The organism is Microbacterium sp. Au-Mic1, from assembly GCF_021341785.1.
Taxonomy (GTDB): domain Bacteria; phylum Actinomycetota; class Actinomycetes; order Actinomycetales; family Microbacteriaceae; genus Microbacterium.
Genome location: NZ_JAJTTF010000006.1, coordinates 135,666 through 155,936 on the forward strand (window position 1 = coordinate 135,666; position 20,271 = coordinate 155,936).

Genomic DNA, 20,271 nt, shown 5'->3' on the forward strand with positions numbered 1-20,271 from the left:
CGGACGACGATGCGCTGGGGACGCTTGAGATTGTCGAAGCCACTGGGGATGGCACCCGTCAAGATCTCGAAGACTTGATGTCTATGGTATCCCAAAGGATGCTCCTAGGCGACAAATTCCCACTTTCCGCCCAGTTTCAGTTGAGCAGGAACTGCATCGGGTTCGTGCTCTGGAACCCGCCGATCGATACCGTCAGCCGGTAGGCGGCCCCGCCGCCGGGGGCGCGCTGCCGGTCCGTCGCCGCGCAGGTGTCCACGCTGGAGCGCGTGCGGTCCCACGTGACAGGGGTGGAGCTGGTGATCGTCGCGCCGGCCTTGATGGTCTGGATCGCGTCGCTCGGCGTCTGCTGGCAGTCCGTGGAACGCCACCACGTGTCGTTGCCGCTGGTGATGGTGAACGCCTGCGTGGTGGTGCCGACGTTCATGGTGCAGTCCTTGGTGCTGCTGTTGGTCAGCGAGATCGACAGCTGCGGATTCTGGTCGGCGGAGTAGGAGTCGTGGTCGGTGACGGCCGTCACCTGCACTTCGGCCGCCGTGCACGGCACCGGCCCCGCATCGGCGGTGCTGGTCGGCGCGGGCGTCGTGGCGGACGGGTCCGGGCTCGCGTCCGCGCTCGGATCCGGCGACGCGGGCGGGGTGGAGGTCGTCGGCGAGGGCGTGGACGACCGTGTGGCGGATGGCGTCGGATCCGGCCCCGTGCCGCCGCGCGCCACGAGCGACCACACGAGCCCGATCAGCAGCGCGAGCAGCACGACGATGATGCCGAGGACCACGATCCGCCGGCGACGATAGACGGCGGCGGACTGGCGAGGGCTCATGCTTCCAGGTTAGACAAGGTGCTTGAGCATGCGCGTGTTGCCGAGCGTGTTCGGCTTCACGTGCGCGAGGTCGAGGAACTCGGCCACGCCCTCGTCACCGCTGCGCAGCAGCTGGGTGTAGACGTCGGGATCGACGACCTGCTCGCCGATCGGCGCGAATCCGCGACGCTGGAAGAACGGCACCTCGAAGGTCAGGCAGAACAGGCGGCTGAGGCCAAGTCCGACCGCGTGCTCCTCGAGGCGCTCCACGATCGCCCGCCCGACGCCGTGGTGCTTCCATCCCTCCTCGACGAGCAGGGTGCGCACCTCGCCGAGGTCCTCCCACATCACGTGCAGCGCCCCGCAGCCGATGAGGCGGCCGTCGGCCTCGGCGACCACGAACTCCTGCACCGCGCCGTACAGCACCGCGATGTCCTTGCCGAGCAGGATCCTTCGCTCCACGAGCGGCTCCAGCAGTGCGTAGATGCCCTGGACGTCGGCGGCCCGCGCGGGCCGGACGAGATAGTCGCTCATCCCTCCAGCCTACGACCGCGCCTCCGCCCTCCGGGGGCGACGCGGCCCCGTCGCCCGCTCACAGGGAACGGGGCGACGGGGCCTGAAGCCCGGCCTGCACATTCAGACGGTGACGATGACGTCATCCGCATCCACTCGCACGGGGACAGGGCGGAGCCCGACGCGGCGATCCGCCGGGTGCTTGCCGGTCAGGATGTCGAACTCGAAGCCGTGCCAGGGGCACACGATGTTCCGGTCCGTGGGGTGGAAACCCGGTCCGCCGCTCTTGAGTCCGTCCTCGCCCCGTACGAGCTGCACGGTGCGCGGCATGATCTTGCCCTGGCAGACCGGCCCGCCCTGATGCGGACACACGTTGTACCAGGCGCGCACCTCTCCGGCGTGGAAGTACAGACCCAACTCGGTGCCGTCGACATCGACGACGATCCGCTCGCGCTCCTGCAGGTCGGCGAGGCTCGCGACCACGACGTCCCGACGCACGACCTGCGCGCTCATTCGGCCCTCCGGTACCAGATGGCCATGTCGAAGAGGTTCACGTCTGCGGCGTCCAGCAACGCCGTGACGAGCACGACGGTCTCGGTCGCGTTGAGCGCGTCCTCGCGGATCGGCCACGCGATCTTGCCGACCCGATCGGTCTTGGCGGAGAAGAGCCGCGCGGCGGCGTAGAGCACATCGGCGATCTGCTCGTCGGAGACCTCGGCGCCGCGCTCCTCGGCGGCGACGTGCTGCACGAGCTCGCCGAGGCGGGCGATGACCGTCGACAGCTCGGCGGTCTCGGGGGCGGTGGTGGTGGTGTTGTCAGTCATGTCAGGAGATCCCGGGTCGTTCCTGGAGCACGCGCTCCGCGGAGGGCTTCTGTCGGTCGGTGGGGAGGTTGAACACGCGTGCGGCGTTCAGCCCGAGGATGTTGCGCTTGGCCTGTTCGGAGAGGAAGGGCAGGCGCGTGATCGTGGACGGTGCATCCCAGTCCCAGTGCGGCCAGTCGGACGAGTAGAGCAACTGGGTCTCCGCGTTGAACGACTTCATGGTCGCCTCGAGCAGCTCCATGTTGGTCCGTTCCATCGGCTGGGTCGTGTACCACATCTCCTTCATGTACTCGCTCGGCAGGCGCTTGAGACCCGGGGCCTCACTGGGGCGCATGAGCACCTCGTGGTCGAGCCGCTGCATGAGGAACGGGATCCAGGCCAGTCCGCTCTCGACCCACACCATCTTCAGCTTCGGGAACCGCTCCGGCATGGCGTTGATGATCCAGTTGGTGACATGGATCTGGTTGTAATGCGTGAACGAGAGCGCATGCATCGAGAGGAACCGGTTCAGCTGCGAGAACGACGGATCCCCCCAGTGGTAGCCGGAGTGGAAGGCAAGCGGCTTGCCACTGTCCTCGATGAGCTTGTAGAGGCGCGTGTAGACATCGGAGTGCACCGGGTTGTTGCGGGTCGAGCACACCGTGTAGCCGATGATGCCCGGATCGTCCGCATAGGTCTCGACGAGCTCCTCGCACACCTCGGGGGTGTTGTACGGCAGGTAGAGCATGCCCTTGAGACGCGGATTCGGAGGCAGGATCACCTCGGTCAGCCAGCGGTTGAACGCGCGACCGAGCACGACCTCGACCTCGTCCTGCGGGTGCATCCCGAGCATCAGCATCGCGCTCGGGAACACCACCTGATAGTCGAGGCCCATGGCGTCCATGCCGCGACGTGCCGCCGTCACGAACGGGTGCCCCTCCGTGCCCTCCACCGGCTCCTTGCGACCCTGGTGACCGATGCGGCCGCCGACGCTCTGGTGCGACATGCCCGGCTGGATGTTCAGCAGCGCGTTGTTGCCGCCGAATCCGTGGAACTGGCTCAGGCCGAGGTCCCGCCACACATCGTTGTCGATGAGGTCGAGCACCTCACCCCAGAAGTGGTCTTCGGAGACGTGGGCGTCGATGTCGACGATGAAGTAGTCGTCGTAGTCGTCTCGCGCCTGCTTCGTCGCGTGGGCGAGCACGTCGCGGGTGTCGGAGCGGCCGCCGATCTCGGCGAGCTCGCGGATCCGCGGCGCGTCGGAGCGGGGTGTGGGCAGGTCACTCATGGGCGTTCCTCTCGGGCGTCGATCGCTCAGTGCGCGGCGACGATCGCATCGGTCATCGTGGTCAGGTAGTCGTCCTCGGACGGCGCGGCGGATACGCGGTGCGGGATCACGACCGCGCGGGCGGGGTTGATCGCGAAGCCGTACGCGTCGCCGGGGCGGGGCACGGCGTCTGCGGCCATCTCGCCCGTGTCGACCCGTACCCGCACCGGCAGGCCGTCCGCGCGGACGAGGAGGTTGACGGCGCTGCCGAGGTAGGTGCTGCGCTCGACGGCCGCGCGGAACCGTCCGGCGCCGGGCGCGAGGTCGTCGACCGGCATGATCCGGGCGTGCGCCGCGCGGAAGGCGACATCGGCCCGCTCCCCCGGCGTGGCCTCGCCGGTCACGACTCCGGCGACGACGAGCGACGTGCCGTCGACCTCGACGTCGGCGATGCCGTCGCGCACCGCGCGGATCGTGCCGGGGAGGATGTTCTGGAAGCCCATGAAGTCGGCGACATACGCCGAGTTGGGGCGGTCGTACAGTTCGCTCGGTGTGCCGTCCTGCACGATCGCGCCTTCGCTCATCACGATGATCCGATCGGAGAGCGTGATCGCCTCCTCCTGATCGTGCGTGACGTAGACCGACGTCGTCTCGAACTGGTTGTGCAGCGAGCGCACCTGCTGCCCCATCTGATAGCGCAGCTTGGAGTCGAGGTTGGAGAGCGGCTCGTCGTAGAAGATGATGCCCGGCCGGGCGGCCAGCGCGCGGGCGAGAGCCACCCGCTGCTGCTGGCCGCCCGACAGGGCGGTGACCGGACGCTTCTCGAAGTCCGCGAGTCCCACCGCGGAGAGCATGTCGGCGACGCGGGTGCGGCGCTCGGCCGCCCCCACCTTCGCGACCTTGAGCGGGTACGCGACGTTCTCCGCCACGCTCATGTGCGGCCAGAGCGCATAGCTCTGGAAGACCATGCCCACCTGCCGCTTGTCGGCCGGCACGAACGTGCGCCGGTCGGTGTCCACGACGATGCGATCGCCCATGCTGATCCGACCGCCCGTGGGGCGCTCGAGACCGGCCAGGCACCGCAGAGTCGTCGTCTTGCCGCAGCCCGAGGGGCCGAGCAGGGTGACGAACTCGCCGGATCCGATCGTCAGATCCAATCCGTGCAGGGCGGTCTTGCCGCCGTAGCGCTTGGTCAGTCCGGATACCTGGACCTCAGTCATGCCGATCAGTGCTCTCTCGCTGGGGGACGTCGGGTTCGAAACGGCTACTTCTTGAACTGCGCGTTGATGAAGTCGAAGTAGGGCTGGTTGAAGTTCGGGTCGGGGTTGGAGAACGGCAGGCGTCCGAGCTTGCTCAGCGCCGGAGCGCCCTGCGGGCCGGGAGCGTCCGGCGTCCAGCCGTACGACTTGTTCTTCTCGGCGAGCGCCTTCTGCCCCTCGGGCGAGTACAGCCAGTTGATGTAGAGCTGCGCGGCGTCCGCGTGCGGGGCCTTGTTCACGATGCACATGCCGGTGCGGGACATGAAGTTGCCGCCGTCGTCGAGCGGGAAGACCGCGGCGACCGGGCCGCCCTTGGCCTTCACGTCCTCGTAGAAGCCCTGGTAGACCGCGATGCCGATGGGGAACCGGCCGCTGGCCACGTCCGCGGGGACGTTGGGCTCGGACTGGGCGAACTGCACGTCCTGCTTGGCGAGCGATTCGACGTAGGGCTTGCCCCACTTGTCGGCGCTCTCCGGCACCATGAGCGAGGTGAGGATGTAACGGATGCCGCCGGGGACGGTCGGGTCGCCGACCGTGATCTTGCCCTTCCACTTGGGGTCGAGCAGGTCCTTCCAGTTCTTCGGGGCCTCGTTCTCCTTGACCATGTCGGTGTTGTAGACGAACACGAAGTAGCGCATCGCGTAGTAGGTGAGGCGGCCGTCGAAGTTCGTCGGGATCTCGAAACCGTCCGGAGCCGTCTGCACGTCGGCCTTGGTGCACAGGTCTGCCTTCGCGGCGACCTGCGGCGACTCCCCGCCGTCGTAGATGTCGGCGATACGGTTGCCGCTCTGCGCCTCGGTCTCGATCTTGGTGATGCTCTGCGCGTCCGGCTGGTCCTGCTGGACGACCTTGATGCCCGGGAAGCGGTCCGTGAACGCCTTGAACAGCGCCTTCTGGGAGGAGACGCTGGGCCCGTAGACCACGATGTCCGTCTTCCCGTCGGCGACGGCCTTGCCGTACAGGTCGTTCATGTGCTTGTTGCCCGCGGCACTGGTGCCGGGGACCTCGATCGGAGTGTCGGGCTTGGCCGCGGCCGTGCCGGAGGAGCACGCGGTCAGGGCGGCGAGCGCGCCGATGGCCAGGGTGGCCGTGGCGAGGCGGAGGGTGGTGCGGGAGAACGTCATCATTCTTCCTCTCGGGTGTGTCAGGGGGTGATCCGGGTGAGGGGGACTGAGGGGGCGCGGCCCGAGCGGCCGGCGCGGGCGCGGAGGACCGCGGCGAGTTTCATGGACCCCGCGGCGAGCGCGAGCACACCCATGGCCGCGACGAGGATGATCATGAACAGCGCGGCGCCCTGCGACATGTTGCCCTGCAGGAACTGCTGGAACGCGGTCAGCGAGACCGGCTGCAATCCCGGCGGGGCGAGCAGCATCGGCACCGACAGGTTGCCTGCGATGAAGAGCGCGGAGAGGAACCAGCCCGACAGGAAGCTGGGGACGACGAGTCGGAGCACGATCGTGAGCAGCACGCGCCAGGATCCGGCGCCGGACGTGCGCCCGGCCTCTTCGAGCTCCGGCGAGAGCTGGGCGAGCGCCCCCTCGGCGATCCGGCTGGAGACGGGGATCGTGGCGACGATGAGCACGAGCGTCATGAGGAACGCGGTGCCGTAGAGGCTGCGGAAGGCGGGCACGTAGAGCACTGCGAACATGTACGCCAGCGCGAGGACGATGCCCGGCAGCGCCCACGGGATCCACACCGAGAACGACGTGTACGAGCGGATGAAGCCCGTGCGGCGCGCCGTGACGTAGGTGGTGAGCAGAGCGACCGCGATCGAGCCGAAGCCGCCGATCACGGCGAGCCAGGCTGTGAGCCCCAGACTCGAGCTGAACTCGGGGTCCGTGAGCATCTGCACGTAGTTGTCGAAGGTGAGCCCGGTGCTCATGACGCCGAAGATCGGCTGCAGGCTGCCGAGGATCATCGCGAACAGCGGCAGGATCAGGTTCAGCAGCAGGAAGAGGACGATGAGGGCCGAGAGCACCCAGCGCACGGGGCCGAGCTCCTGAGGCTCCCGGCGCGAGGTCTTGCCGGTGAGGGTCGTGAAGCTGCGCCCGCGGAGGATCCAGCGCTGCGCGAGGAAGAGCAGCAGCACGAGCACGATGAGCACGAGCGAGAGCGCGAAGGCCTTCGTGTACTCCGCCGGCGCCTGATCGCGGACGTAGTGGAAGATCTGGGTCGAGAACACGAAGATGTTGGCCTGCCGTCCGATCAGCTGCGGGCTGTCGAAGGACTGGAACACGAGCACCGCGATGAGGATCGCGGCCCCGGTGATCGCGGGCCCGACCGAGGGGACCGTGATGGTGAAGAAGGTCCGCACGGCACCCGCGCCGCTGATGGCGGCCGCCTCATCGAGCGACTGGTCGCGATTCTTGAAGGCGCCGAGCATGAGCAGGTACGCGAACGGCATGTAGCCGAGCGACATCAGCAGGAACAGGCCACCCCAGCTCTGGATGTTGATGAGCGGCCCGTGCATGCCGAGCATGCGGCCGAACTGGTTCAGCAGGCCGTTCTGCGGGTTGCCCAGCATGATCCACCCGAGCGTGTGGAACAGCGGCGGCACGAACAGGTTGACAGCCATGAGCGGCGTCAGCAGGCGGCGACCGGGGACGTTGGTGTTCGCCGCGATCCACGCGAAGAGCCCTCCGCCGGCGACGGAGATCGTGCCGCACACGACCACGAGCAGCAGCGAGTTGCCCATGGTCTTCCACGTCTCGGGATCCTGGAAGGCCGCGAGCAGCCCGCCGATAGTGAAGGGCAGGTCGTCGGACGGAAGTCCGTCGCGGAACGCGCCGATCGCGATCATCGAGACCGGGTAGACGAACACGAGCGTCAGGGCGGCGAGGAACACCGTCCACCCGAACCCGCCGGTCAGCGAGCGCCGGATCGATGCTCGCCGGTCGCGTTCGAAGTCGCTTGCCGTCACTGCCCTCTTCTTCCGTTCGCGAGAGCGGATCCGAGACCTCCGGTCACCCGGGATCAGACCGCTCCGTCTGTCGTGTTGTCAGCGTAGGAAGCCGCTGCGCGAGCCTCATCGGGCCCGGCTCCGAAGTCCTTCCCGGGCGGTCCGACACGGTGTCGGAACCCGGGCCGCCGGTGGCGCGATCGTGTCCGTCGGCGATCCCCGGCGCGCGATCGCGACGCGCCGGGGATCGATCAGGGAGTCAGAGGAGGGCCGCGAGGACGGCGTCGTTCTCCGCGGGGAGGCCGACCGTGACGCGCGCACCGCCGGCGTTCGGGAACGGCCGGGCGAGGACGCCCTGCTCCGCGAAGCGCGCCATGAGGGCGCCGGCATCGCCGGGGAGGAAGAGGAAGTTGGACTGGCTCGGGAGCACGGAGACTCCCGCGCCGTCGAGAGCCCGCACGATGCGCGCCCGCTCCGCGACGATGATCGCGATGCGCTCGTCGGCGATCGCGATCCCCTCGGGACTGAAGGCCGCGATGAGCGCGGCCTCGGCGATCCCGTTCAGCGCGAAGCCGACCGAAGTGCGCCGCAGCGCCTCCGCGATCCGCTCCGAGGCCGCCGCGTATCCGGCCCTGATGCCCGCGAGGCCGTGCGACTTCGAGAGCGTGCGCAGGATCACGAGGTTCTCGAACTCGTCGAGCAGCGGCAGCGTGGCCTCGACGGGCTCGTCGGTGACGAACTCCCGGTACGCCTCGTCGAGCACGACGATCACGTTCTCCGGCACCTGCCCGAGGAACGCACGCAGGCCCTCGACCGGGATCAGGCCGCCGGTGGGGTTGTTGGGGTTGCAGAGGTACACGATGCGTGTCTCGGGACGGATCGCCGCAGCCATCGCGTCCAGGTCCATCGCGCCGTCGTCGGCGAGACCGACCGCCGTGGTCTCGGCCCCGGCGAGCGCCAGAGCGGCCTTGTACGCCTCGAAGGACGGTGCCGGGTAGACGCCGTGCACGCCGGGCTCGCAGACGAGCCGCGCGAGACCGTGCAGCAGAGACCCGGAGCCGTTGTCCACCGCGACCCGGTCGGGGGCGACACCGAGAGCCCCGCCGATCGCGGCGCGGGCCGCGGCGCGGTGATAGTCGGGGTAGCGGTGTGACGTCTCGACCGCCACGGTCATGGCCGCGACGATCGGCGCCGACGGCGTCCAGGGCATCTCGTTCTGCGAGAGCCGGATGGGCGGCGGTGTCGCGCCGGCGGGACGGTTCGGGGTCTGCAGCATCTCATCGACGACGCTTCGGAACTCGAGCGACATGCGTCCTCCTCGGGCGGAAGTCAATTGTTAATAATGAATATGAACATTATTGAAGACGCGCCGCCCTGTCAACCCGCTCCGCCCCTCAAACCCTCAGGAGAGCAGTGTCGCGACCGAGGAATGCCGGTGCCGCTCGGCCGCGGACCGCGCAAGGTCGTGATCGCGCTGAGCGACGGCCGCGGCGAAGTCAAGGTGCGTACGCAGCCGCTCGGGGGTGCTGGGCGCCATGGCGCCTTCGAGCTGCTCCGCGATGATGTAGTCGACGAGGTTCGTGTAGAGGCTGCGCAGCAGTTCGTTCGGCGTGATCAGGGCGATCCGCGCGTGCAGCGCCCAGATCGCCGACGGCCCCGCCTCGGTGCCCCACACGGCCTGGAGCCGCTCGGCCAACGTCGCGATCTCGGCGACGTCGTCGTCGCTCGCGTGCTCGATCGCATCGTGCAGCACCAGACCGTCCAGCGCGTCCAGCACGCGGAGGCAGTCGCTCGCGGTCGCCTTGCCCTCGCGCAGCTGCAGCAGCTGGTCGCTGAGCTGCATGAAGGGCGAGCGCGACGCGACGAAGATGCCGCCGCCGGGGCCGGGCTTCGCGTCCACCACGCCGCGCGAGCGCAGCAACTGGATCGCCTCGCCGAGGGTCGCGGGCGCCACCCCGAACCGGGTCGCGAGCTCCTGCCGCCTCCCGATGAAGTGCCCGGCCTTCCAGCCGCCGGAGACGATCTCGTCCTCGAGCGACTTCGCCACCTGCACGGCGACGGCGGCGTTGGTGATCTGCGTCATGACTTCCCCCGGTGATCCCTGCGGTGACCCCGAGCCGGCCACGCGTGAGTACAGAGTATGAGGTGACCCGCCTCGGCGCACCCTCTATTGGATATATTCATCATACTCAATGGCCATCGGCGACCACGGATCGTCGACTCGGGACGAAGGAGCCCCCATGACGGATCCCGCCGCGCTGCGCGCAGACGCCAGATCCCTCCAGCCCGAGCTGGTGCGCCTGCGCCGCGCGCTGCACGCGCACCCCGAGGCGGGCTTCGCGCTTCCCCGCACCCAGCGCGCCGTACGCGACGCTCTCGACGGTCTCGGCCTGGAGATGCAGACAGGGCCGGAGGAGTTCTCCTCGATCACGGCCGTCGTTCGGGGCGCCCGGCCTGGTCCCGCCGTGCTGCTGCGCGCCGACATGGACGCTCTGCGAGTGCAGGAGCGCACCGGGCTCCCCTACGCGTCAGATGTCGACGGGTTGATGCACGCGTGCGGGCACGACCTGCACACCGCCGGCCTCGTCGGCGCGGCCCGGCTGCTGGCGGCGCGGCGGGAGCGGATGGCCGGCTCGGTCGTGCTCATGTTCGAGCCCGGCGAGGAGGCCGGAGGCGGAGCCCTCCGGATGATCCGCGAAGGCGTGCTCGACGCCGCGGGTCCCCGCGTCGAGGCGGCGTACGGCGTGCACGTCCTGCCCGGGCCTGCCGGGGTGTTCTCGACCCGCGGTGGGACGATCATGGCGGGCGCCTGCGCGCTCGAGATCGTGGTCGAGGGCCGCGGCGGACACGGGTCCCGCCCGCAGCAGGCGATCGATCCGGTGCCGGCCGTCGCGCAGATCGTCCTGGCCCTGCACGCGTTCGCGACCCGCCGCTTCCCGACCTTCGATCCGATCGCCCTCTCGGTCACGAAGCTCGCGGGCAGCGAGATCATCAACGCGATCCCCGACACGGCCTCACTGGGAGCGACGGTCCGCATCCTCTCGGACCGCAGCCGCGAGGTGCTGGAGAGGGAACTGCCGGATCTCGCGCACGGTATCGCGGCTGCGCACGGCTGCAGCGCCAGGGTCTCCTTCCGCACCGTCTATCCGGTCACCGTCAACGATGAGACGTGCGCCGAGCGGGCGCTCGCGACGATCGGCGGGCTGCTCGGCACGGAACGCGCGGTCCCGGCCGCCGAGCCGTCGATGGCCTCCGAGGACTTCTCCGCGGTCCTGGCCGAGGTTCCCGGAGCGTTCCTCTTCCTCGGTGCCACACCGGAGGACATCGATCCCGACGAGGCGGAGATGAACCACTCCCCCCGTGCGCTTTTCGACGACGGCGTCCTCGCGGATCAGGCCGCAGCGCTCGCCGCGCTCGCGCTCGCGCACGTCGGCCCCCGATGAGCGACGCCGGATCGCTGCGGGGCGCCACGGACCGCGGAATCGGGGGCCGCGATGTCCGGGCGGGATCGTTCCGCCACCGACCGTCGCCGCCCCCGGGCGGATCAGTGCTTCTCGTGGATGAGCGACCAGGGCGAGGGGAACACGTCCACCCGCACCCGGACGATCGCCGGACGCCGGGCCGCGATCGCGGCCTCGATCGCGGTGCGGACGCCGTCGGCGTCCTCGACGTCCACGAAGTCGATCCCGAACGCCTGCGCGAGCAGCGCGAAATCGGGGTTGACGAGGTCGGAGCCGATGAAGCGCCCGCCGTAGGTGTCGCGCTGGATGCGCCACACGTTGCCGAACCGTCCGTCCTCGAACAGCACGGTCACCAGCGGGATCCCGTACCGCTTGGCGGTCGCGAACTCCTGCAGCGACCAGCCGATCCCGCCGTCGCCGGTGACGGCGACGACCGGGCGGCCACCCGAGCCCACTGCCGCGCCGAGCGCGGTCGGCATCGCATAGCCGAGCGTGCCCTGGTATCCGGGCCACACGTACGAGTGCGGCGCCTGCACGGGGAAGCCGTAGGTGGAGACGTAGCCGATCTGGGTGAGCTCGTTCACGTACACGCCGTCCTCAGGCAGCGCGGCGCGGATCGCGTCGACGAAGGCCATCTGCGGCGCCACGCGCTCGCGGATCCGCTCCTCGCACTCGGCGCGCAGGCGACGCAGCTCGTCCCCCCAGCCCTCCCGCGCCGGGGCCTCGGCGACGAGCGCCTCGAGCACCGCGGTCGCGTCGGCCTGGATGGCGAGGTCGGGCCGTCGCGGGGATCCGAGATCCGCGGCCTCGACGTTGACGAGCGCGATCCGCGCGTCGCCGACGTTCAGCTGCTGCCCGAACGGGGTGAGGAAGCGGCTGCCGAACGAGATCACGAGGTCGGCCGTCGCGCGCAGCTCCCAGAGGGCGAAGGCGGGGAGGGCATGCGGATCGCGCGCGTCGATCGCCCCGCGGCCGTTCTCGCTCATGACGACCGGGGCGTCCAGCTTCTCGGCGAGAGCCGCGATGAGCGCGAACGCGCGCGTCCCGCGCACACCGCCGCCGACGTGCAGGACCGGGCGCTCGCTCTCGGCGAGCAGGCGCAGGAGCGCCGCCACGTCCTCGGCGGGCGCGACCGGCGCCTCCACCGCGAACGGGTCGCCGACTTCGACATCGATCTCGGCGTGCAGCAGATCCGGCCCCAGCTCGAGGGCGACCGGGCGCGGACGTCCGGTGCGCATCTGGCGGAAGCCCTCGTGCACCAGCTCGGGGATCTCCTCGGCCCGGGTGGGCCGCATCGCCCATTTCGTGAGCCCCCCGACCGTCTCGGTCTGACGCGGGATCTCATGCAGCGCACCGAGCCCGCCGCCGACAAGACGCGAGGGGATCGTTCCGGCCAGCAGCATCACCTGCGAGGAGCACGCGTACGCCGTCGCCATGCCCGCTCCGGCGTTGAGCACGCCGGGCCCGGGCACCACCATCGCGACGCCCGGCTTCCCGGATGCCCTGTGGTAGCCGTCCGCCATGTACGTCGTGCTCTGCTCGTGCCGCGGGACGAGCAGATCGATCTCGTCCTGCTTGCGGTACATCCCGTCGGTGAGACCGTCCAGCTGCACGCCGGGGATTCCGAAGACCGTCTCGACGCCCTCGCTGAGCAGGGCCAGGGTGAGCGCGTCGCCGCCTGTCATCTTTGCCATCGCATCGCCTCTCAAGAAATGAATATAATGAATATAGATCTATTTCCCGGATCTCTGCAACGCGACCATCTGTCGGCCGCTTCCTCGGACGCTCGCAACCGCGTTCGGCAGATCCCGGAGAGCAGCGGAAAGGGAGGCGGGCGATGACGCTCGAAGCACAGGTGCAGGCCTATGCGGACCGGCTCGGACGGCCGATCATCGTGTTCGACGCGGAGTTCGCCGTCACCGCGTTCAGCGTGCACGACGGCGACGTCGACCATGCACGACTGGCGATCATCCTGGCCCACCGCGGCTCATCCCGCGCACGGGAGTCGATCAAGGAGTTCCGGGTCGGGCAGGCGGACGGCCCGGTGCTGATCCCGGCGATCGAGGGCGGGCAGACGCGACTCGTCGCGCCGATCCGGCACGACGGCCACCTCGTCGGCTACGTGTCGTCGACCGTCCCGGAAGGGTACGAGCCCGTCGCCGATGACGAGGTGCTGCGCACCGGCCGGGAGCAGTTGGGCGTGGTGCTCGCCGCGATGGCGCTCGGCAACAGGCAGGACGAGGACAGGGCGCTGCGACTGCTCTCCGCGCTTTTCGGCGGGGCGGCGGAACAGCGGGCACGCGCCGCGGACGAGCTGCTCACGAGCGGCCTGCTCTCCCCCGCCCCGCACTACACCGCGATCTCGCTCGCGGTGGCACCTGGCGCCGTGGCGAGCGCAGCCACCCTGCGCCTCCTGCTGGACCGTGCCGTCGCGAGCATCCCGGTGTTCCCGACCCTCAAGGCGGTCGGGGCGGTGATCGACGGCGAGGCCGTCCTCGCCGTGCCCTACGAGATCGACGCCGATCGCCTCACCGCCCTGCTCGCGCAGCCCGCGTTCTCCGCACTGCGCGCCGGAATCGGGGGCGCGCACGCCCCGCTCGCCTCGGCCGTGCGGTCGCTCCGGGAGGCGCGCATCGCCCAGCGCGCCGCGGTCGTCGACGAAGCACGAGGCAGCGTCGCGCACTGGGCCGACCTGGGCCTCGACCGCGTGCTCCTGCAGCTGCCACTCGCGGAGCTCGCACTCACCGATCTCCCCGAGGCGGTGCAGCGCCTGCTCGACGCGCAGTCCGGCCCCGACCTCGCGCACACGCTCGAGGCCTACCTGGACTGCGGCTGCGATGCGCAGCGCACGGCGCAGGAGCTCCACGTGCACCGGAGCACCCTCTACTACCGGCTCGACCGGATCCGCGCGATCGCCGACGTCGACCTCGCCGACGGAGGCGTGCGCCGCGAGCTGCACACCGCGCTGCGCGTCGCGACGCTCGCCGGCCTGCGCTGACGCGCAGACAGCGATCGGACAATTGACTATATTGATTAGAGTTTATTGCGGCCGTCTTCCGACCGCCGCGACCCCGCCGCACGCAAGGGAGCTGCCATGAACGCACTGCTGACCTCGGTCTCCGACCCCGACGGCCGCCCGATCCTCGACGCCGCGACCCGCGCGGAGGTCGGACGCGCCCCTGTCCGCACTGTCGCGGATCTGGAGCGGGCGATCGACGCCGCCCGGACCGCCCAGCCGAGCTGGGCCGCTCTCGGCCACGCCGAGCGCTCCCGACTGCTGCACCTCGTCGCCGACGACCTCGACGCGCACGCCGACGAGCTCGGCGAGATCGTCACCGCCGAGCAGGGCAAGATCGACGGCGCCGGAGAGGTGCACGGCGCCGCGCACTGGCTGCGCGCCGCCGCCGATACGGCCCTGGAGCCGCAGGTGCTGCGCGAGGAGGGCGCCTCCCGCACCGAGCTGCATTACGTCCCGCTCGGCGTCGTCGCCTCGATCGGCCCGTGGAACTTCCCCGTCATGATCGCGGTCTGGCACATCGCGCCGGCGCTGCGCATGGGCAACACGGTCGTCATGAAGCCGTCGGAGAACACCCCGCTGAGCGTCCTCGCGCTCGCGGAGATCTTCCGGCGTCACCTGCCCTCCGACGTCGTGACCGCCGTCTCCGGCGATCGCGAGGTGGGGGCCGCGCTGGCCGCGCACCCCGACGTCGCGAAGATCGTCTTCACCGGATCCACCCCGACCGGCCGGCGCATCGTGGAGAGCTCGGCGCACAACCTCGCCCGACTCACGCTCGAGCTCGGCGGCAATGACGCCGGGATCGTGCTGCCCGGCACGGACGTCGCCGCGGTCGCCGATCGCCTGTTCTGGGGCGCCTTCATGAACACCGGGCAGGTGTGCGCCGCGCTCAAGCGCCTCTACGTGCACGACTCCGTCTACGACGAGGTGGTCACCGCGCTCGCCGAGCGCGCCGAGGCCGCGCCGATGGGCTCGGGACACGACAAGGGCAACCGGCTCGGCCCGGTGCAGAACCCCGCCCAGTTCGACATCGTCTCGCGCCTCGTCGACGACGCCCGCGAGCGCGGGGGCAGGATCGTCACGGGCGGGGAGCCGGCCGCGGATCTCGGCCCGCTCTTCTACCGCGCCACGATCGTCGCCGACGTCGAGGACGGCACGGCGATCGTCGACGAGGAGCAGTTCGGCCCCGTGCTGCCCGTCGTCCGCTACACCGAGGTCGACGACGCGGTGCGCCGCGCGAACGGCACGGAGCAGGGCCTCGGCGCCTCGGTATGGGGTCCGGACGCCGATGCGGCTGCCGAGGTCGCCCAGCGCCTCGACGCCGGCACGGTGTGGATCAACCAGCACGGCGGCGTGGATCCGTCGATCCCCTTCGGCGGCACCAAGGCCTCGGGCTACGGGCTGGAGTTCGGCGTCGAGGGGTTGAAGGCGATGGCGGCGACGAAGGTCATCCGCCGCTGACGGGCTGGCGCCTGCCGGGGGACCGCGTTTCGTCTCGGTCACCTGCGGCGTCCTCGCTCAACGACCCCGGGAGGAGTTCCGGGGTCGTTGAGCGGCCCCGGCGTAGCCGGAGCGAGCCGAAACGCGGCAACCGCCAGGCGGGTCAGACGGCCCCGCGGAGCAGCTCCCAGAGCGCGGCGGCCTCCGGAGCGGTCGGCGCGGCGCCGCGCCAAACCACGGTCTGGTCCTGTCGGACGAGGGTGATCGGCTGGTCGTACTCGGTCGGCAGCCCTTCCGCGACCTCGACGGCGGCGAACGGGATCCCGCGCAGCTCGGCAGCCGCGGCGAGCACCGCGACCGGGACGCCCGGTGCGCACACCGCCGTGTAGCCGGCGGAGAGCAGGTCGTAGAGCGAGGTCCCGTCCGCGACCCGGAAGTGCGGGGCGCGGCAGCCGGGGACCGTCGAGGCCGTGTAGGAGCCCATCGTGTATTCGGGCGCCGTCCCGTCGTCGTACCGGATGATCGGCGAGGCGTCGTAGCTGTAGCCGTAGTTGAGACCCGCCGCGGCGAACTGCGGCTCGTTGAGGTCGTGGACGGCGGCGCCGAACGCTCGACGTGCCTCGTCCCCCTCCGGCCCGTCGTCCTCGAGCGCCGCGGGCAGTCCAGGCTTGGCCAGCTTCTGCTGGTGGCTCATCGCGAAGTGCGAGACCTGCTCCGTGATCGGGCGCCGCTCGGCCTGGTACGCATCCAGGATCCGCTCGTCCGCCCAGCCCGCGATTCGCGCGCCGAGCAGCCAGGTGAGGTTCAGCACGTCGGCGATGCCCGCGTTCATGCCGAACCCCGCGAACGGCACCCAGAGGTGGCAGGCGTCGCCGGCGATGAAGACCCGGCCGTCGCGGAAGCCGTCGGCGAGCAGGCGCCGCGCGACCCAGTCCTCCTTCGAGACGACCTCGTAGGAGAAGTCCTCGTCGACGCCGAGGATCGCGCGGATCGCCGCATCGCGGTCGACGGATCCCGGATCCTCCGCCTCCTGGGGTGAGAGGTAGGTGTGCACGAGGAACGTCCCCGTGCCGTCGATCGCGTAGACGTGGCCCACCCGGCGCGCGTTGAACGTGTAGTAGCCCCAGGCGCGGGGCTCGTCGGCCGACATGAGCCCGTACAGGTGCGGAGCGCGGATGCACGTCGACTGCACGTGCTGCAGCACCGGATCGCCGCTGAGCTTCGCCCCGATCTGCTTGCGCACCGCCGATCGGCCGCCATCCGCGCCGATGAGGTAGCGGGCGCGCAGGGTGCGCTCGTGCGCGCCGTCGAGGTCGCTGATCGTCGCGGTGACGCCGTCCTCGTCCTGTGCGAAGGCATGGAACCGGGTGCGGTTGAGCAGCGTCACCCCGGGCGCCTCCGCCGCGTGCCGGGCGAGGATCGGCTCCAGGAACGTCTGGTTGATGCGGTGCGGCGGCTCGGGCGTCGCCCAGGTCGTGTCGGGCCCGTCCGTCGCGGTGTACCGCTCGCCGCTCGCCGGGATCGGGATGCGGGACAGCTCTCGCCCGGTGAGGGAGGTGCGGAACGCGACGTCCTGCGGGTAGTCGGCGGGAAGGCCCGCCGCGCGCACCTCGGCCGCGATCCCGAGCCGGCGCAGGCTCTCCATCGTGCGGGACGCGACGTGGTTGCACTTCACGTTCGGCGGTTCGAGGAAGTCGCGCGTCTCGACCACGATCGCCGAGACCCCGCGGGAGGACAGGTCGAGCGCGGCGAGCAGGCCGACCGGGCCCGCTCCGATGATGAGGACGTCGGCGTCCGGCGTGCCGGTCATCGTGCTCCGTTCGGGTCGGCCGCCGGACGGATCGGATCCCCGAAGCGGCGGAAGTCGTAGAGGTCGAGGGTGAGCTCCCCCGCGCGCAGGCGCGCCATGTACGCGTCCTCCTTCGCGGCACGAGCGCGCGCCGCGTCGCGGATACGCTCGACGTCGCCAGCGGGCAGGATCGCCACGCCGTCGCGGTCCGCGACCACCAGGTCGCCCGCGTTCACGACGCGGCCGCGCAGCGTGATCGGGATCCCGATCGTGCCGGGCCAGTGCTTGATCGTGCCGCGGATCGAGATCGAGGTGCTGAACGCCGCGAAACCGAGTTCGCGCAGCTGCGCGGTGTCGCGCACGCCGCCGTCGATCACGAGGCCCGCGATGCCGCGCGCCTGCGCCGCCACCGCCATCACCTCGCCCCAGTAGCCGAAGGGCGCTCCCCCGGCGTCGACGACGAGCACATCGCCAGGGCCGGCCGCCTCGAGGCCGTGGTGCAGGGCGAGGTTGTCCCCCGCCTGCGCCGCCACCGGCACCGCGCGTCCGACGATCTCCGCGCCGTCCCAGGCGGGGCGGAACGCCGCGTCGAGGAAGCAGTCCTGCCCGGAGGCCTCGTACAGCGTCGCGCTCCCGAGGCGGAGCAGCTCCGCGGCGTCGACCGGGTTCGCGCCGCTCACGCCTCGGCCCGCTGCAGGTCGTGGTAGCCGTAGCGCGCGCGGGCCTCGGCGATCGACGCGCCGCCGAGCGCTGCGGCGAGGATCGACTCCTCGCGGGCATGGATCGTGTCCGCGACCTCAAGCACCTCGGTCTCGCAGTCCTGCGGGATCGCGACGACCCCGTCGGAGTCGCCGAGCAGGATGTCGCCCGGACGGACGGTGACGCCGCCGATCGTGACCGGCCCCTGCTCCTCGGCGACCTCGACCCGGTCCTTGCCGGTACGCATGAAGCGCCCGCGGCTGTAGATGGGATAGCCGATCGACAGGGCGCGATGCGTGTCGCGGCACACCCCCTCGATCACGGTGCCGGCGATCCCCCTGTGGTGCGCGACGGCGGTGAGGATGTCCCCCCACACCGTGCAGTCCACGCGGGCGTCGTTGTCGAGCACGACCACCTGCCCGGGCTCGACCTGGTCGATGAAGTCGCCGACCGTGCCGGCCGGCACCTGCGCGCTGACGTAGCGGACGGTGAAGGCGCGGCCGACCATGCGCTGGCCGTCGGCGAGCGGCGCGAGGCCGAGCAGGCTTCCGGGGCGGCGCAGCTTGTCGAGCGCGTCCGAGACGGTCGCGGTGCCGAGCTCCCGGAAGCGCTCGATGAGGGGATCCGTCATGGATTCTGCTCCTCTGCGGTGACGGTGGGGAACTGGGAGTCGTGCATGACCTCGCTCACGTCCCGGCCCGCGCGCACGGCCTCCGCCATGCGCACCTCCCGGTCCGCGATGCGGCGGGCGAGGCCCACCACGCGCTCGGCCTGGTCGGCGGGGACGAACACGACGCCGTTGACGTCGGCGATCACGTAGTCGTAGGAGGCGACCGGGACGCCCGCGACCTGGATCCGCTCGTCCGCCGCCTGCTGCACGATCCGGCCGCGCGCGCTCACCGGCACGGCGGCGCGGGCGAACAGGGGCAGGCCGAGCGCGGCGCTCTCCTGCACGTCGCGGCACGCGCCGTCGACGATCACGCCGGCCACGCCGCGGCGCACGGCGGCCTCGGCGAGCAGACCGCCCCAGCACGACACGTCGATGCGGCCGTGGTTGTCGATCACGACGACGTCGTCGGGCTCGGTGACGGCGACGAGCGGCGTCGCGATGTGCGTCGCGGGGCCCGCCGCGGCCTTGGGCGCCGCCGTGACCGTGCGCACCCGGCCCGCGGTCACGCCGGCCGACGGCCAGCGCGGCGCGAGGGCTGTGACGGCGCCGGGGAGGCCGAGCGTGTCCAGCGCGTCCGACACCGCGCAGCTGTCCAGCTCGCGCAGCGCCGCGACGATCGGATCGGTCATCGGGCGGTCCGCTCCCAGGTGAGGAAGCCCATCGCGTTGCCCGTGCCGGCCTCGGTGCGGTAGCACGGCTCGTAGTCGACGTTCGTGACGCTGAGACCGACCTCGTCGGCGATGCCGGCGACCGCGATCCAGTTGCGCAGCTCGGAGGCGCCCGACATCATCTCGCCCGCGGGGACCGACGAGAGGTACGCGGCGTCGTGGTCCTTCATCGCCTGGATGAACTCGGAGTCGAGCTTCTCGTCGATGACGAAGTGACTGAGGCCGCCGGACGCGACGACGCCGACCCTCAGGTCTCCGGGGAACGACTGGATCGCCCGCCCGACGGCGCGTCCGAAGTCGTAGCAGCGCTTGGCGCTCGGCGGATTCGGCTCCCAGAACGTGTTGATGAAGATCGGCACCATCGGGATCGTCGACTCCTGGCCGAGGAAGCGCTGGTAGATGAAACCGAAGCCGTGCGGGATCGTGTGGTTCTCGTAGCGTCCGGCCGGGATGATCTCCGTCGCGCCGGTGTCGAAGTCATCCGCTTGGGTCGACTGGATGATGTGCTTGCCGAGCGCGCGGTGCGTGGGGCGAATGACCGTGCGATCGGGCACATCCCCCATCGCGGCCTCGGCGAGGCCGGGAGCCATCTCGTCCAGCTGCGCCTGCGTGTACGGCACGTGGGCGACCTCGTCGCCCCAGAACACCGAGAACGGTGCGAGCCACTCGTCGCCGTAGGTCTCCTTGTGGTCGCTCGAGATGATGACGAGCACGTCCACGTCCTGATCCGCGATGAAGCGGGAGAGCGAGTCCATCGACGCCTGGCAGCTGTCCCAGCGGCGCTGCATGACGTCGTGGGTGATCTCGGCGGAGAAGTCCTCACGGAGGGCCTTGAGCTCCTCGAACGAGTACGTGCCCCCGCGGAACTTCAGGCCCTTGCTGCGACGGTCGGCGACGCCGCGCGTCTCCCAGGCCTCGGGCGGCGCGGCCTTGAGCTGCGGGCCGTGCGAGGTGCCGAATCCGGCGACGATCTCGGTCATGGTGGATCCTT

The 20,271-nt window shown here is 70.6% G+C and carries 19 protein-coding genes; 3 read left to right on the forward strand and 16 right to left on the reverse strand.

Features of this window, described 5'->3' with window-relative positions; genetic code table 11:
- Positions 1–136 precede the first annotated feature (136 nt).
- The 10 genes from LXM50_RS09950 to LXM50_RS09995 form a co-directional block, all read right to left on the reverse strand.
- Positions 137–817 carry a hypothetical protein gene (locus tag LXM50_RS09950; protein WP_233311161.1) on the reverse strand — a complete coding sequence of 227 codons (681 nt, stop codon included), beginning with the start codon at positions 815–817 and terminating at the stop codon, positions 137–139.
- A gap of 9 nt (positions 818–826) precedes the next feature.
- Complete coding sequence (locus tag LXM50_RS09955; protein ID WP_233311162.1) at positions 827–1,330, reverse strand: amino-acid N-acetyltransferase; 504 nt, start codon at positions 1,328–1,330, stop codon at positions 827–829.
- A gap of 102 nt (positions 1,331–1,432) precedes the next feature.
- Positions 1,433–1,822: a Rieske 2Fe-2S domain-containing protein gene (locus tag LXM50_RS09960; RefSeq protein WP_233311163.1), complete on the reverse strand. Its 390-nt coding sequence runs from the start codon at positions 1,820–1,822 to the stop codon at positions 1,433–1,435.
- The gene (locus LXM50_RS09965) at positions 1,819–2,133 is read right to left on the reverse strand and encodes a hypothetical protein (RefSeq protein WP_233311164.1); all 315 of its coding nucleotides are present in this window, start codon (positions 2,131–2,133) and stop codon (positions 1,819–1,821) included. Before LXM50_RS09965 ends, LXM50_RS09960 begins: the two co-directional genes overlap by 4 nt.
- A 1-nt stretch (position 2,134) precedes the next feature.
- Positions 2,135–3,400 carry an amidohydrolase family protein gene (locus tag LXM50_RS09970; RefSeq protein ID WP_233311165.1) on the reverse strand — a complete coding sequence of 422 codons (1,266 nt, stop codon included), beginning with the start codon at positions 3,398–3,400 and terminating at the stop codon, positions 2,135–2,137.
- A 26-nt stretch (positions 3,401–3,426) separates the two neighbouring features.
- A complete protein-coding gene (locus LXM50_RS09975; protein WP_233311166.1) occupies positions 3,427–4,599 on the reverse strand; it encodes an ABC transporter ATP-binding protein in 1,173 nt (390 codons plus the stop codon).
- 44 nt (positions 4,600–4,643) lie between these two features.
- Positions 4,644–5,762: an ABC transporter substrate-binding protein gene (locus LXM50_RS09980; protein ID WP_233311167.1), complete on the reverse strand. Its 1,119-nt coding sequence runs from the start codon at positions 5,760–5,762 to the stop codon at positions 4,644–4,646.
- A 20-nt stretch (positions 5,763–5,782) separates the two neighbouring features.
- On the reverse strand, positions 5,783–7,558 hold the full coding sequence (locus LXM50_RS09985) for an iron ABC transporter permease (protein WP_233311168.1): 1,776 nt from the start codon (positions 7,556–7,558) through the stop codon (positions 5,783–5,785).
- Positions 7,559–7,796: 238 nt separating this feature from the next.
- A complete protein-coding gene (locus LXM50_RS09990) occupies positions 7,797–8,846 on the reverse strand; it encodes a histidinol-phosphate transaminase (protein WP_233311169.1) in 1,050 nt (349 codons plus the stop codon).
- 93 nt (positions 8,847–8,939) lie between these two features.
- Positions 8,940–9,620: a FadR/GntR family transcriptional regulator gene (locus tag LXM50_RS09995; RefSeq protein WP_233311170.1), complete on the reverse strand. Its 681-nt coding sequence runs from the start codon at positions 9,618–9,620 to the stop codon at positions 8,940–8,942.
- 157 nt (positions 9,621–9,777) lie between these two features.
- On the opposite strand from LXM50_RS09995, the gene LXM50_RS10000 reads away from it, so the two are divergent.
- Entirely contained in the window at positions 9,778–10,980 is a 1,203-nt protein-coding gene (locus LXM50_RS10000) for a M20 family metallopeptidase (protein ID WP_233311171.1), read from the forward strand.
- Between the two features lie 101 nt (positions 10,981–11,081).
- Here LXM50_RS10000 and LXM50_RS10005 read toward each other — a convergent pair whose 3' ends face one another.
- Positions 11,082–12,692 (reverse strand): thiamine pyrophosphate-binding protein, encoded by a 1,611-nt coding sequence (locus LXM50_RS10005; protein WP_233311172.1) that lies wholly within the window; start codon positions 12,690–12,692, stop codon positions 11,082–11,084.
- A 143-nt stretch (positions 12,693–12,835) separates the two neighbouring features.
- On the opposite strand from LXM50_RS10005, the gene LXM50_RS10010 reads away from it, so the two are divergent.
- Together LXM50_RS10010 and LXM50_RS10015 are read left to right on the forward strand one after the other, a co-directional pair.
- Positions 12,836–13,996, forward strand: a complete 1,161-nt coding sequence (locus tag LXM50_RS10010; protein ID WP_233311173.1) for a CdaR family transcriptional regulator — start codon at positions 12,836–12,838, stop codon at positions 13,994–13,996.
- A gap of 96 nt (positions 13,997–14,092) precedes the next feature.
- Positions 14,093–15,475 (forward strand): aldehyde dehydrogenase family protein, encoded by a 1,383-nt coding sequence (locus tag LXM50_RS10015; RefSeq protein ID WP_233311174.1) that lies wholly within the window; start codon positions 14,093–14,095, stop codon positions 15,473–15,475.
- A 142-nt stretch (positions 15,476–15,617) separates the two neighbouring features.
- Here LXM50_RS10015 and LXM50_RS10020 read toward each other — a convergent pair whose 3' ends face one another.
- The 5 genes from LXM50_RS10020 to LXM50_RS10040 are packed head-to-tail and all read right to left on the reverse strand — an operon-like array spanning position 15,618 to position 20,260.
- Positions 15,618–17,264, reverse strand: coding sequence for an FAD-dependent monooxygenase (locus tag LXM50_RS10020; protein ID WP_233311175.1), 1,647 nt, complete (start codon positions 17,262–17,264; stop codon positions 15,618–15,620).
- On the reverse strand, positions 17,261–17,923 hold the full coding sequence (locus LXM50_RS10025) for a 4-carboxy-4-hydroxy-2-oxoadipate aldolase/oxaloacetate decarboxylase (RefSeq protein WP_233311176.1): 663 nt from the start codon (positions 17,921–17,923) through the stop codon (positions 17,261–17,263). Before LXM50_RS10025 ends, LXM50_RS10020 begins: the two co-directional genes overlap by 4 nt.
- Positions 17,920–18,573 carry an RraA family protein gene (locus LXM50_RS10030; RefSeq protein WP_233311177.1) on the reverse strand — a complete coding sequence of 218 codons (654 nt, stop codon included), beginning with the start codon at positions 18,571–18,573 and terminating at the stop codon, positions 17,920–17,922. The genes LXM50_RS10025 and LXM50_RS10030 overlap by 4 nt, the downstream gene beginning before the upstream one ends.
- The gene (locus LXM50_RS10035) at positions 18,570–19,241 is read right to left on the reverse strand and encodes an RraA family protein (RefSeq protein ID WP_233311178.1); all 672 of its coding nucleotides are present in this window, start codon (positions 19,239–19,241) and stop codon (positions 18,570–18,572) included. The genes LXM50_RS10030 and LXM50_RS10035 overlap by 4 nt, the downstream gene beginning before the upstream one ends.
- On the reverse strand, positions 19,238–20,260 hold the full coding sequence (locus tag LXM50_RS10040; protein ID WP_233311179.1) for a hypothetical protein: 1,023 nt from the start codon (positions 20,258–20,260) through the stop codon (positions 19,238–19,240). Before LXM50_RS10040 ends, LXM50_RS10035 begins: the two co-directional genes overlap by 4 nt.
- Between the last annotated feature and the right edge of the window lie 11 nt (positions 20,261–20,271).